Genomic DNA, 12,924 nt, shown 5'->3' on the forward strand with positions numbered 1-12,924 from the left:
GGATTATGGATACTACTTGTAGCGAACGAATTGCCACATACATTGTGGCAGTTCTTATTGAAAGATATCGTTGTCGTTTGTTTGTTGGTTCAAAATATCTTTTAAAGTCTTGATGGTAGGAGCTTTTTCAAACTCTTGCATGAGGGAACGATTTGTTACAAGTGTTGCTAGTGCTTCATGAAATTGTTGAAGGGACTGTGTTTCATCTTTCTTCACACACATTAAGAATACATAACGCACTTGTTGATGCACCCAACGAATGTTACGTTTTAAAATACCAACACTTACAAATGTTTCATCACACATTGCTTTCATGGGATGAGGCATCGCAACGAAGTTTCCAAATTCCGTACTTGCTATCTGTTCACGTTCAAATACAGATGCCATAAATATATCTGGTAGAGGATGAACCTTCGATGTACGTGTAATCATTTCAGTGATGATTTCTTCTTTTGTTTTTCCTTCGATATCTTCAAAGAACAAAGCATCATCAAAGTAACGATCGACAACACTAGTATCCCCTTGTTCTAAAAACGCATCAGATAATTGTACGATATCTGCATCATTTAAGAAGTATTGCACTTGAATTACCGGAATGCTGGTAGGAAAAGGGATTGGTACTGTCGTTAGAATAAAATCATAATGGCTTTGATCAATCGTTTTTAACTTATACATTTCAATCACTTGTGTATCTTGTAATTGTTGTTGAAAACGTTGTCGTAATTTATACATCAATATTTGTGAACTACCTGCTCCACTCGCACATACAACAATGATGTTCTTCTTCTTTTGTTTCTTACTTTCTGCACGTTCCATTGCTAATGCATAATGCAAAGCTAGATATCCCATCTCTGATTCACTCATAGAAAAATGCAAGGTACGAGTAATGACATCAGCGGATAACACTGCAATTTCAAACGCTTGATGATGTTCACTCTTAATATCTTCCAACAATGGATTTTGCATAGGAAGTCCATAACGTAAACGGTTTAACATTGGTTGAAAATGCAACGCTAATACCGTATATAGTTCTAAATCGGAAAAGAAGTCATACCCATATTGTTGTTGTATTTCATCAAAGGTAGTACATAACAATTCTTCTATCTCTTGTGTAATTGCATATTCACGATGATATTGTAATGTCTTTTTTCCCATAAGATGAATGGCTATATAACATGTCTCTACGGGTTTTAAGTTTACCTTCATTGCTTCATTTAAACGTTGTACTAAAAGCATTGCGACTTCATATTCTTTCGTATCCAAGATGTCCTGATAAAGTTCTAAGTTATCTTCACTTTGTTCACGAACTCTTTGTAAAGCAATAGAAATATGAATGATTAAGTTTTGAAACCCAATATCACTCAAACGAAATCCTGTTTCATCCAAGGTTTCAAATAGGATATCTCGTATTAGAGTTTGTTGTTCATTCATTGGATTTCGTTTAGAAAAAAGTTCATCCATCGTATCCGTATGAAAAAAGTATTGCGAGATACAGGAACGTTTATGCATCTCACTTCCTTCGATACGTAGTCCATATGCGGGTTTACTATTTAGCTTTAAATGGAAGAAACGCAATCTCTCACGCACTTCTTTCATATCATTTTGTAAAGTAGAGCGACTTATGAAAATTTCATCTGCAACATCATCTAACTTTACATAGTCATCATTGCTCAACAACAATTTAATTAAGTAATTGATACGATCCTCTGGATATACTGGTAGTAATCGTTGGGAATCTTCTTCCTCTTTTAAAAGTGACGCAATAAATAAATGATACGCACTCTCATCAATGATTTGTAAACGATACCCAGTTCCATGTTTCGAATCAATCATTAACCCATTCTTACGAAATTCTATATTATACTTCGTGATATCATCTCGAAGTGTTCTTGGACTGATGGATAATCCTGCACATAATTCTTCACTCTTCATATATCCTTCATGATTCATCAATAGTTTTAAGAATACAATCATGCGATTATTTTTTGTAGACATATTCATACCTCTCATTCATTGTAATTGTATCGTATTGTTCTATAATTGTAAAAGGCTTCCCTATGCAATTTCTTCCATTTCTAAAAAAAAGAACAAGTTTTCACTTGTTCGCTATACACCTTACTTACTAGAAATGTGCATAATATTTTTCAATTGTATAGAAATGGTACCGTCTGGATTGTTTTGAAATTCCACTAAATCTTTAGAGTTCATAAAATCAATAGGAATGATCAATTCGATTCCTCTATCTGTCTTTATCTTTTGTACGACATCCGCTTTGGTAGGTTTAACGTATTCTACTTCTACATCTTTTTCTACCCCTTTTGTCTTAAGTTCTTCTTTAAACTCACTTTTCGCAAGAGGTTTATCCACAAACAATACATTTGCGACTTCTTCTATATTGATGGGTGTTTGCGCGGTTACATTCTCTTGTATAATCCCCTTCATCTTAGGAAGTATTTCCATTTCATTCATATCATATTTATCTACGATCATTTCACATGTTTTACTAATGGATTTCATTGCCTCTTTATAGGATGGTTCATTGCTTGTTTGTAGAATGATATCCGCGAATACATTTACTTTCTCTGCTTCAATTTCTATCTTTGTTTCAATCGTGGAAACACTCAAATCACTTAGTTCTACAAGGAATACACGATCATCTTTAATCAAGTTACTAGAAATCAATGAGGAGCTAGAACAAATCACATTGCATGTTTTATCACTTTGACGTATATCATGCGTAATTCCTTCATGGAAGGCATTATCAATACCGATTAGGTAACGTCTACCCTCATTCATAACAATCGCTACAATCAAGTCACTGGATGCATATAAACCATATTTCATCTTCACATCAAAAATACTACGGGCTATCTTCTCACTCATTTCCTCAAATGATACTTGTCCATCCTTATAACGTTCTACACATTCACGAAACGCAGACCCTTCTTGAAAAACTCCCTTTTTCTTTTGTGCACTCGCAAAAATCTTTGTTGCCTTACTTTGCAATATGGTATCTAGTGTTTCATCTGTTTCATCCATACATTCATCACTAATTACACATGTGTTATGTTCGCTATCCAATATATGTAATATTACATTTTCAAAAGTTAACATTTTATAATCCCCTTTTCATATGGTATTATGATACCGTATTTCAAGGCAATTTGCAAAAGCGAAAATTGTAAAAAATGCAAATCACAAACCTATCACATAAATTGTTTATAAAAAAATGATATGATGAAGAAGTACTGTGAAAGAAAGAGGATAATGCATGGAGAAAGCGATTTTTTCAAAAGTGGATTTAAATAACGAAGATTGTACATTAGCAAATGAATATTTGGATTGTATTAAAGATTTGCTAGGTCTTGATCAAATTAACGAGTTACAAGATTATGTACAACATATGCATACGTCAAGATTTCAACACTCTCTCAACGTTTCCTACTATACCTTTTTATTAGCAAGAAAGTTTCATTTAGATGCTTATAGTGCCGCTAGAGCAGGTTTATTACATGACCTATACTTATATGATCGTCATCATGATGAAATCCCCTTTGAAGGGAAACATCGTAGTGCACATCCAAAAGTAGCTTTAGAGAATGCTAGAAAAGCAACGATGGTAAATGCCATTATTGAAGATGCTATCTTGCATCATATGTGGCCAATTACCTTTCATCGTCCAAAAACAAAAGAAGGCTTGATTTTACAAGCCGTAGATAAATATTGTGCATTATCAGAAGTACTTCAACAGTGTGGTCGTAAAATTCGTTATAACCGATTCACATTGTGTTATGCTCTTATAAGAAAATAAACCTTACTCCTAAGAATGAAGTGCACCCATACTATTTCTATAAATAAATTGCATAATTGGTATGATAGAAATCCTTAAGTGCAAAAAGAAAAAAGTTAGGTAGTTAATTAGAACACAAATATATTTATCTACAATAAATTTAAAAATTTGGACTTTGCAATCTACAAAAAAATGTGTAGTTTTGTCTTACAATACCTATATGTGTATCAAACACATTCACAATTTGTGTATTTGCTAGATGATAACAGTATGTGAGAGAATACATTTCTGTATATTGGTTTATAAAATTTGCGAGAATCTGATTTATCATTAGTAGAGAATTGTGAAAGAGTTCTTTAATAAAAGGATCGAAATGAAAACATGTAGTATGACAGTATCTAGAAATATAACATCTGTCTATGCTAGATTTCTGTGTTTCCTTATATTATCGCTTGCTTTTATTATCCTATATATTTCTTAAGCCTAAAATATAGTTAATCATTACAATAAACTATGAAAATAATTAATAATAATTTAAATTTATTATGTTACCTTAATCCAAGAACCTTCCCATCTTTCTTTTGATAAATTATACAATCGTTTGAATATCTGTCCATCCACTATCTTATATCTCCATTCTTTAGCATCGGCGAAAAGAACAATAGATTTAAAAACTCCTGTTGCATTTAGTTTCACTGTGTTTAGAGGTATACAACATAGCACAGTAAGTGCAATTATGACCAGTTTTTTCACTCATTTCCCTCACTTTCTTCAATGATTAGTACATTCTTGAAATCTTCAGGTATTGTATATCCAAAATCTATATTTTTACCATTGAATGTTAAAGTATAGGTACCATTTCGTTTATGTGTAATAATACCTTTTGTATTGATATCTTCTAATGTAAGTGTTCCTTCTGTTTCTTTTCCATTGTAATAAGCAGGTTCAAATATAAACATATATGATATTATTGATACAATAAATAGTGAAAATAAAAATATAGATTTAGTCTTCTTTATAAAAGCGCCATCTAAAAGATAATGAATCCTATATGAAAGTATATATGCTGAATCATCTATAAACGAACTAAATGCTAAACTTCTGTAGGCTTGTGGTTCTATTTTTTTTTGTACATCTATTAATGAATTGGTATAATCAACTCTTGATTCTGCAGACATATTTTTTGTCACTTGATCATCCACCCTTATCTCTATAAATAAAGCAATATTCTTTTTCAAAATATATATTGGAGGAAACCACCAATATATAACCACTAAAACATTCAAAAACAATTTGATATAGGAATCATAATTTTTTATATGCTGTATTTCATGATAAATAATATTTTTTAAGTCTACTTCAGAAAACTCGATATTTGGTAAAAATATTATTTTTTTAAATCCAAACACCATCGGAGAGGAAATCAAATCAGAAACAAATATCTGATAATCATTATCGCATAGATCAAAAAAATCACAAACTCTGTAAGGTGTTGATTTTTTTTGTAATCTTCTGATAATTCTAAAAGAGCTTAATATTTGTTGAATGAAAATAGAAGAATATACAACACTACCACTAATCCAAATCAATAGGATAATTTGCCAAAATGTTATATCAAATATAAGTTTATAGTTAAAAAGCTTAAATAATGGATTCATAACCGTCGTAAACAATATCGTTTTTGTGAAGAATAATTCAAACGGAAATACGAGCCTAAACAAAATAATTAATATCAAAATGCATAGAAAATCTGTTCTAAAGATTTTAAATCTATTTGTGTTTCGAATGATATAGTTTAAAATCACAATCAATATAGAAGATATAAAAACCGTAATCAAAATTGAAGAAATCGTGATACTCATATTGCTATCTCTTCAAACTTTCGCGTTTCTTTTCAATCAATTGAATCAACTCTTTCAAAACTTCATCATCATCGGTTTGTTTAATGAAACTTGTAGCTAGCTCCGCATAAGCAGATTGGTTGATGAATGCTGTAATATACTCATTTTCACTTATCAATGAACGATAAAGTCTTACTAAAGATTTGTTATTTTTCCCAATTTTAGACACATAAATGTAATTCATTTTCAATAGTTTTTGTAGTGATTGTTGTATGGTATTCAAACTAATCCCCTTTGAGGCATTCATAATATCGGTCGCAGTCATATCTTTATCATTGTTATCCCATAATACTTCCATAATTTCATTTTCTCGTTTGGTCAATTTAATCAAGTTCATAAAACACCTCTTTTCTAATCATGATATAATTATATTACTATTTTAAAAATTAACAAGAGCATTTGTTAAAAAAAATGGATATTATTAAATATAACGATTGTTTTTTTTTAAAATCGTTATATAATGTGTATAGATAGTGCTATCAAGAATGAACATAAGCGTGAAACAAAAGTCATATGTAAATTATTATATTTTTCATATGAGCAGCTTATTTCAAATGGTTTTATAAATATAAAATAACTCGTATAATATGCATAATAACTAGTTATATGTGAGTTACTTTAGAATGCAAAATTATGATTATCATAAACACAATAACACTCAATATGAAAAAGGAGATGGAAAAAATGAAGAAAAAATTAGTTTTAATCTTTACCTTAGTAGTAACATTGTTATATAGTAATATAGGTATCAATGCTATGGAAAATAGCCCAGCATTTCTAATTGCAGATGATTATATTATCATAGAGTACGAAAAATATAATCTTATTGATAATAAAGTGATTTATAATGGGATAGAATTTGAATTGAAGGATCATAACTTGGTAACTTACGATGATAATGGTGACGTAATTATTCTATTGTTGCCTATTGAGGAAAATAGGATTAAAGATGAGGTCATGGTACAAGAGCTAAATAGACAAGTTGGAGCTTCAAATAATGATATAGCGGTTCTTTCTGTACCTGCTGTAAATCTCCCTTATTCTCGCACTGTTCCAGCTGGTCAATGGAATGCTGAGACACCATATTTTAATGTGAATGCCCCTGGTCAGCCAAGGACAGGTCTTACTCATATAACAATAACAAATATACCTTCATCCAAAAAAATATTTACTATTACCGGTATATGGGGCGATGTTGCTGGCGACTGGTTTTCTATGCCAGTTATTAGAGAACAGGATTTTGGAAAAAAGAATAAAGTTAGTTATGCAAATGTTTCTACAATGCGTTACTCAAAATTTTTTATAGGCTGCTTATATGGAACTCCTGGTTTCACTTATAAAGTAGTTTCAAACAACAGCGTTTTATAATATACTTAAGTAAAACTACTTTTTCGAAGAAATGGGGTGAAGATGTGAAAAAGTATATAGAATTTAGAATTATGAAAAGGACTCTTATATTGGTTGGGATAGTTGTAGCTATCATTTGTAGTACGTGTGGATATTACATTTGGTGTGCTTATCATCCGCTTATTAATGTGAGAATTAGTGGGGGGAGTAGCGTAGCAGAAAATCTTAAAATTGATACCCCTGTTATTGCTGTTGCTGGAAAATGGTATGCCGACCCTGCTTCTTCCATTATGCTCAATATAAATAATTTCACTATGCAACATGAGTATGTAGTGCAATATGTTAAAGATACGTATAAAGAATCTAACATAAAATTGGATATCAGCGAAAAGAATGATAAGACAGTTCTAAACTATACGGGAACTGCAACAACCAAAGATGATCAAGTAGTTAAATTTGATAAGAAGATTACATTAGAGTTTTTATTAAACGCAAACATAACTCACTAACTGAATAGATTTATAATTAAATTTTAAATCACAATTCAACCCAAAAAAGAGCACATCTGCATATACAGATGTGCTCTTTTCATATTCGTAAACTCTATTTACTATCTTAACAATGGCATACTTCCTGTTAAAGAATTTACTTTCTTTTTAAGACCACAAATCGCAATCCCCATATAAACTAAATCCTTTTGAGAAACATGCTTCATCTTTTCTATGTATTCTTCATACTCTTTACACTCTTGTGCTTGTAACGTAAAATCTACACAGAGTACATCTTGATACGCTTCTTGATATAAAAGTTCACGTAATTCTTGGATTTTACTGGCATCTGCCTTCAATATAGGAACAGGAAATGTAATCACTCCAAGGTGCTGGTTGAAATCTTTATCTAGGACGGTTGTTCCTACAATTTCAGGTTTCAATTTTCCTAGCGTAATTCCCATCACTGCCGCCGTATTCGCAATGATTCCAAGTGGTAAATGTTCATCGATTACCATTACACATTTTTCATTTTGACTCATATTATACCTTCTTTCTATCTACTACATAATCATAGAATAGATAGAAATGTATTTCTTGTATAATATAGTCAACATGCATATAAATCTATTTTACACCATATTCATCATAATACGCATCAATTGCTTTTTTTAGCTCATCGTTAATGATGATTTCTCCCTTGTACTCTTTGTTATATAAGTGTTCTACAACATCTGCCATAGAAACGATCGCACTTGTTTCAAAGCCATATTTCTCTTTGACTTCATCCAATGCGCTTTGTGTTCCTTTTCCTTTTTCCATACGGTTTAAAGAAACAATCAATCCCTTAATTTCTACATTCCCTTGTGCTTTTAAAATTGGGTATGTTTCTTCGATGGATTTTCCTGAAGTAGTTACATCTTCAATGATGACAACACGATCACCATCTTGCAATTTCGCACCTAATAAGATACCAGTATCCCCATGGTCTTTTTCTTCTTTACGATTACAACAGTATTTAATGTCTACACCATACAGTTTTGAAATTGCCATTGTTGTTGCGACTGCAAGAGGAATTCCTTTGTATGCAGGTCCAAACAATACATCAAAGTCTAGTCCATAAGTATCATGGATTGCTTTTGCATAGTATTCTCCAAGTTTTGCTAGTTGACTTCCAGTTACATAACCTCCAGCATTCATAAAGAAAGGAGATTTTCTTCCACTCTTTAATGTAAAGTCTCCAAATTTTAAAACTTTACTATCCACCATAAATTCAATAAATTCTTGTTTGTATTGTTCCATTTTTCTATCCTCCATGTATTTTTTTCGTTAATTATACGCCATAGAATATGTCATATAAGTCTTTACAATAGTATCATATTTGGGGAGTTTTTTCAATTCGAGCTACCTTTTAAATTATAGAATTCTTATATTCCCATTCTTTACAATCCAATTAATTTTTATAAAAGTTATCAAACAAATTAACATCTGTCTTTTATTTCTACTGTCTTCTAAGAAAATCAAAATCGCTTAGCAATGTATCATAGTTTTAGAAGGTATTCACCTTAATAAACTACACGAATGAGCAACTAGTCAAAATTGTAGTATTCAATTGTCAAAGAACAAACTTTAATTTTAAAACACTAAATTCTTATTTTTTAATAATTCATCTATTATAAAATGCATTCCATTTTTATCATACAATCGAATAATTGTACATATCTTTTTTCCAGCATCCTTGCTAGAAGAACCACAAACATAAAATTTCTCACGGTTAGTTCCGTAATCAACCACAATAAAGCGATCATGTATATTAGGAGCGAACTTTAGAGATAAAGATGGATACTGAATGTTAAACTTTTTTACTTCCGTTTTAGATAACCTAGGTTCCGCTTTATTACTAGTAAAAATTGTTATATCAACATTCTCTTGTTTATACTTTAACAAATTCAACGTATCTATATTTATGTAATCATCTATGATATAGATATTTTTTTTAGCCTGTTTATAAATATTGATATAGGTTTCAACCGCATCGAAAACTTGTCCATCTAGAAATAGTTTCTCTTTGATATTATCTTCATTAATGAAGTTATCCATGATTTTGTTTATATCAGCTTCATGTTTATCTAAACGACTAATAATGTTAGATAATTCAGTGTTGCTTAATAACGATTTGTTCTCTGCTAAATAATGTTTCATTTCTTTAAAAGATCGCATGATATAAATACTTTGTTGTGTGGCTATATCATTTTTAAGAATCGTTGCAACCATATAAACTCCTTGTTCTGTAAACACATATGGATTACTTCTAGACATCGTATGTATATTTGCGGTGCCATTTTGGCACCACAAATTATATGTCTCATCTTTCGACAATTGAAACATGAAATCGTCTGGAAACTTTTCAATATTTCTCTTTACTTGTCTATTTAGATTTTTAACTTCTGTTCCATACAATCGTGCCAAATCACTATCAAACATTACATGTTGTCCACGAATTACGTGAACTAAATCTTTGAATTCTTTATCTTTTGTAATTATTTCATTCATCTAATTACCTCCCTTCAATATATATATACGGAATTAAATGTAAAAATCCTAAATTTTGTGAAATTATTTTTTTTGGTCGCATTTTGCAACCACGAGTTTTAGCAAAGTATTCTAATGCAAGCACGTTAAGTTTTGTGCACACCCAACAAAGAAATATTTAGCATGACTTTTAAAGTATCTACTTTTTTTATAGACTCGTTTCTTCCATCCATAATCTAACAGTTACCTTCCATTTTCTGCGATAAAAATCAGTTTATTTTTAATATCAGGAAAGAATGTTTGAAATTTTAGCAGTGAATTACTCCTTACGACAAAAAGTGAATATGCTGTTGTCTCATGTATTCATATAAACTTTAAAATTTCTCTTTATAGTATCCTCCATCCATATCTATTTCGATTTTTTTATAATCATATCATTATCCTATTTATGTATTGGATTAAGTATAGGATAAACAGCGTAAAAAAAAGAAGTGATTTTGTTGTTCACTTCTTGTTTGATTAGTTCATCATCGCTTCGATATCAAGATATGTTTGTTGAGGATTTGCACTCCCTGTAATGCTACGTCCTACAACGATATGGTTACAGCCTTCTTCTTTTGCAAATGTTGGTGTCGCAACTCTTTTTTGATCGTTTACATTATCATCCGCTAAACGAATTCCTGGAGTTACAGTTAAGAAGTCATTTCCACAAGCTTCATGAATTGCACGTGCTTCATGTACACTACATACCACTCCATCAAGTCCTGCCTCTTTGGCATTCTTTGCATAGTTGATAACACAGTCTATTACTTCTCCTGGAATACCAAGTTCTTCATTCATTGCTTCTTTTGAAGTGGAAGTAAGTTGTGTCACACCGATGCATAATGGACGTTTTCCACCCATTGCGCCTTCTTCTAAACCTTCCATTGCAGCTTTCATCATAGCGATTCCACCAGCACAGTGAAGATTTACAATATCAACATCCAACTTCGCTAAGTTTTTCATACCACCTTTTACAGTATTAGGAATGTCATGTAATTTTAGATCTAAGAAAATATGATGTCCTAATGCACGTACATCTTTTACGATATCCAATCCACATGCATAAGTAAGCTCCATCCCAATTTTTACATAGATTGGTTCTTGAAACCCTTTTAGGAAATTCATAACTTCTTCTTTTGTTGAGAAATCTAATGCAACGATCGTTTTATTCATAGTCTATGACTCCTTCCAACAGCTTCTTCTAAACTGTTACAACCATATTTCTTTAATACCTCTGGTAATTCTTCGATTATTTTTACACAGCAATATGGATCCACAAAGTTTTGCATACCCACTTCTACTGCACTTGCTCCTGCATATAAGAATTCTAATACATCTTCTGCACAAGTGATACCACCAACTCCAATGATAGGAATAGAAACTGCTTGATACACTTGATATACCATACGTATCGCAACTGGTTTGATGGCAGGCCCACTCAATCCACCTGTAACATTTGCTAAGATAGGTTTTCCTGTATGTAAATCCAAACGTACTCCCATTAGGGTATTGATTAAGACGATGCCATCTGCTCCAGCTTCTTCTACTGCTTTTGCGATTTCCACAATATTCGTTACGTTGGGAGATAACTTAACATAAACGGGTTTAGTTGCAGCTTCTTTTGCTAACCGAGTGACATGAGCAGCTAATTGTGGATCAGTACCAAGTCCAATACCACCATGTTTTACATTTGGACAACTTATGTTTAGTTCATACGCTTTTACGACATCACTATCATTTAGTTTACGAATGACTTCTACATATTCTTCTTCACTTGCTCCAGCTACATTCGCAATGATTTCTGTATCAAATTGCGCAAGCCAAGGCAATTCTTTTTCCATGATCACATCCACACCAGGGTTCTGTAATCCAATGGCATTTAACATGCCCATTGGAGTTTCCGCAACACGTGGTGTAGGGTTTCCATAACGATAGGCAGGTGTTGCACTTTTAATCGCAATTCCACCTAACACACTTAAATCATATAATTCGGCGTATTCTCTTCCAAAACCGAAACACCCACTTGCTGGAATGATTGGATTCTTTAGATTTAAACCAGGTAATTTTACATGCATATCCATTAGAATTCCACCTTTCCAATTGGGAAGACAGGTCCATCTTTACATATTTTATGGTACAAGTTTTCTTCTTTTTTATCTTTCGCAACACATGCCATACAAGCACCAATGCCACATGCCATACGACTTTCAAAGGACATATATCCACGTTGATAGTTCGCTTCCACTGCCTTTAGCATAGGGCGAGGTCCACAACTACAAACAAAGTCACATGTAATATTAGCATCTTCAATACCATCCATTACAGTTCCCTTAACACCATAGGATCCATCCATTGTAGAAATTACAACATGACAACCTAAGACTTTAAATTCTTCTTCATAGAACACACTGTCTACATCATTGAATCCAAGAACGACATGTACTTGTTTTTGTAGCTTACGATATTGTTTGGCTACTTCAAATAATGGAGGTACACCAACTCCCCCACCAATTAATAATATTTCCTCTTCTTCATTGTGAATCGGATAACTACTACCTAAAGGACCAAATACATTCATAGATTGACCAGATGTCAATGTTGTTAATTTCTTTGTTCCATCTCCAACCACTTTGTATACAATGACAAAGTGCATATCTTCTATGGAAGATATGCTAATTGGTCTTCGTAATAAATATCCATCCACTTTTATATTCACAAATTGACCAGGCAACATGTCTTTCGACATGTTGGCCTGTAATACCATACGGTAGGTATCTTTTGCAATTTGTTCATTTTGAAGGATGATAGCTACTTCTTCCTGCAT

14 protein-coding genes are annotated in these 12,924 nt (G+C 32.0%); 3 read left to right on the forward strand and 11 right to left on the reverse strand.

Features of this window, described 5'->3' with window-relative positions; translation table 11 throughout:
- Positions 1-54 precede the first annotated feature (54 nt).
- Positions 55-1,995, reverse strand: coding sequence for a BglG family transcription antiterminator (locus ACWG42_RS03015; protein ID WP_455790030.1), 1,941 nt, complete (start codon positions 1,993-1,995; stop codon positions 55-57).
- 120 nt (positions 1,996-2,115) lie between these two features.
- Complete coding sequence (locus tag ACWG42_RS03020) at positions 2,116-3,114, reverse strand: nucleoid-associated protein (RefSeq protein WP_455790031.1); 999 nt, start codon at positions 3,112-3,114, stop codon at positions 2,116-2,118.
- Between the two features lie 157 nt (positions 3,115-3,271).
- On the opposite strand from ACWG42_RS03020, the gene ACWG42_RS03025 reads away from it, so the two are divergent.
- Positions 3,272-3,811: an HD domain-containing protein gene (locus tag ACWG42_RS03025; protein ID WP_455790032.1), complete on the forward strand. Its 540-nt coding sequence runs from the start codon at positions 3,272-3,274 to the stop codon at positions 3,809-3,811.
- A gap of 522 nt (positions 3,812-4,333) precedes the next feature.
- Here ACWG42_RS03025 and ACWG42_RS03030 read toward each other — a convergent pair.
- The 3 genes from ACWG42_RS03030 to ACWG42_RS03040 all read right to left on the reverse strand — a co-directional run bounded on the left by ACWG42_RS03030 (position 4,334) and on the right by ACWG42_RS03040 (position 6,028).
- Positions 4,334-4,543, reverse strand: a complete 210-nt coding sequence (locus ACWG42_RS03030; protein ID WP_455790033.1) for a hypothetical protein — start codon at positions 4,541-4,543, stop codon at positions 4,334-4,336.
- Entirely contained in the window at positions 4,540-5,448 is a 909-nt protein-coding gene (locus ACWG42_RS03035) for a M56 family metallopeptidase (RefSeq protein WP_455790034.1), read from the reverse strand. The genes ACWG42_RS03030 and ACWG42_RS03035 overlap by 4 nt, the downstream gene beginning before the upstream one ends.
- 208 nt (positions 5,449-5,656) lie before the next feature.
- On the reverse strand, positions 5,657-6,028 hold the full coding sequence (locus ACWG42_RS03040) for a BlaI/MecI/CopY family transcriptional regulator (RefSeq protein ID WP_455790035.1): 372 nt from the start codon (positions 6,026-6,028) through the stop codon (positions 5,657-5,659).
- A 347-nt stretch (positions 6,029-6,375) separates the two neighbouring features.
- On the opposite strand from ACWG42_RS03040, the gene ACWG42_RS03045 reads away from it, so the two are divergent.
- Entirely contained in the window at positions 6,376-7,059 is a 684-nt protein-coding gene (locus ACWG42_RS03045; RefSeq protein ID WP_455790036.1) for a hypothetical protein, read from the forward strand.
- Between the two features lie 71 nt (positions 7,060-7,130).
- Positions 7,131-7,547 (forward strand): hypothetical protein, encoded by a 417-nt coding sequence (locus tag ACWG42_RS03050; RefSeq protein ID WP_455790037.1) that lies wholly within the window; start codon positions 7,131-7,133, stop codon positions 7,545-7,547.
- 101 nt (positions 7,548-7,648) lie between these two features.
- On the opposite strand, the gene ACWG42_RS03055 is transcribed toward ACWG42_RS03050, so the two are convergent.
- From ACWG42_RS03055 to ACWG42_RS03080, 6 genes are all read right to left on the reverse strand, one after another.
- Positions 7,649-8,068, reverse strand: coding sequence for a DUF2000 domain-containing protein (locus ACWG42_RS03055; RefSeq protein ID WP_455790038.1), 420 nt, complete (start codon positions 8,066-8,068; stop codon positions 7,649-7,651).
- An 85-nt stretch (positions 8,069-8,153) separates the two neighbouring features.
- On the reverse strand, positions 8,154-8,828 hold the full coding sequence (gene pyrE, locus ACWG42_RS03060) for an orotate phosphoribosyltransferase (RefSeq protein ID WP_455790039.1): 675 nt from the start codon (positions 8,826-8,828) through the stop codon (positions 8,154-8,156).
- A gap of 333 nt (positions 8,829-9,161) precedes the next feature.
- Positions 9,162-10,079 carry an ORF6N domain-containing protein gene (locus ACWG42_RS03065; protein WP_455790040.1) on the reverse strand — a complete coding sequence of 306 codons (918 nt, stop codon included), beginning with the start codon at positions 10,077-10,079 and terminating at the stop codon, positions 9,162-9,164.
- Between the two features lie 498 nt (positions 10,080-10,577).
- Positions 10,578-11,273 (reverse strand): orotidine-5'-phosphate decarboxylase, encoded by a 696-nt coding sequence (pyrF, locus tag ACWG42_RS03070; RefSeq protein WP_455790041.1) that lies wholly within the window; start codon positions 11,271-11,273, stop codon positions 10,578-10,580.
- Complete coding sequence (locus ACWG42_RS03075; protein ID WP_455790042.1) at positions 11,270-12,181, reverse strand: dihydroorotate dehydrogenase; 912 nt, start codon at positions 12,179-12,181, stop codon at positions 11,270-11,272. Before ACWG42_RS03075 ends, pyrF begins: the two co-directional genes overlap by 4 nt.
- A complete protein-coding gene (locus tag ACWG42_RS03080) occupies positions 12,181-12,924 on the reverse strand; it encodes a dihydroorotate dehydrogenase electron transfer subunit (protein ID WP_455790043.1) in 744 nt (247 codons plus the stop codon). Before ACWG42_RS03080 ends, ACWG42_RS03075 begins: the two co-directional genes overlap by 1 nt.

The sequence above is a fragment of the Amedibacillus sp. YH-ame10 genome, assembly GCF_053848885.1.

Bases quoted from the DNA above. Each gene is read 5' to 3' on its own strand.
- ACWG42_RS03050 (WP_455790037.1), top strand. From the start codon at position 7,131: ATGAAAAGGACTCTTATATTGGTTGGGATAGTTGTAGCTATCATTTGT.
- ACWG42_RS03045 (WP_455790036.1), top strand. From the start codon at position 6,376: ATGAAGAAAAAATTAGTTTTAATCTTTACCTTAGTAGTAACATTGTTA.
- ACWG42_RS03035 (WP_455790034.1), bottom strand. From the start codon at position 5,448: ATGAATCCATTATTTAAGCTTTTTAACTATAAACTTATATTTGATATA.
- ACWG42_RS03015 (WP_455790030.1), bottom strand. From the start codon at position 1,995: ATGTCTACAAAAAATAATCGCATGATTGTATTCTTAAAACTATTGATG.
- ACWG42_RS03075 (WP_455790042.1), bottom strand. From the start codon at position 12,181: ATGGATATGCATGTAAAATTACCTGGTTTAAATCTAAAGAATCCAATC.
- ACWG42_RS03065 (WP_455790040.1), bottom strand. From the start codon at position 10,079: ATGAATGAAATAATTACAAAAGATAAAGAATTCAAAGATTTAGTTCAC.
- ACWG42_RS03020 (WP_455790031.1), bottom strand. From the start codon at position 3,114: ATGTTAACTTTTGAAAATGTAATATTACATATATTGGATAGCGAACAT.
- ACWG42_RS03055 (WP_455790038.1), bottom strand. From the start codon at position 8,068: ATGAGTCAAAATGAAAAATGTGTAATGGTAATCGATGAACATTTACCA.
- ACWG42_RS03080 (WP_455790043.1), bottom strand. From the start codon at position 12,924: ATGCAGGAAGAAGTAGCTATCATCCTTCAAAATGAACAAATTGCAAAA.
- ACWG42_RS03025 (WP_455790032.1), top strand. From the start codon at position 3,272: ATGGAGAAAGCGATTTTTTCAAAAGTGGATTTAAATAACGAAGATTGT.
- pyrF (WP_455790041.1), bottom strand. From the start codon at position 11,273: ATGAATAAAACGATCGTTGCATTAGATTTCTCAACAAAAGAAGAAGTT.
- ACWG42_RS03040 (WP_455790035.1), bottom strand. From the start codon at position 6,028: ATGAACTTGATTAAATTGACCAAACGAGAAAATGAAATTATGGAAGTA.
- pyrE (WP_455790039.1), bottom strand. From the start codon at position 8,828: ATGGAACAATACAAACAAGAATTTATTGAATTTATGGTGGATAGTAAA.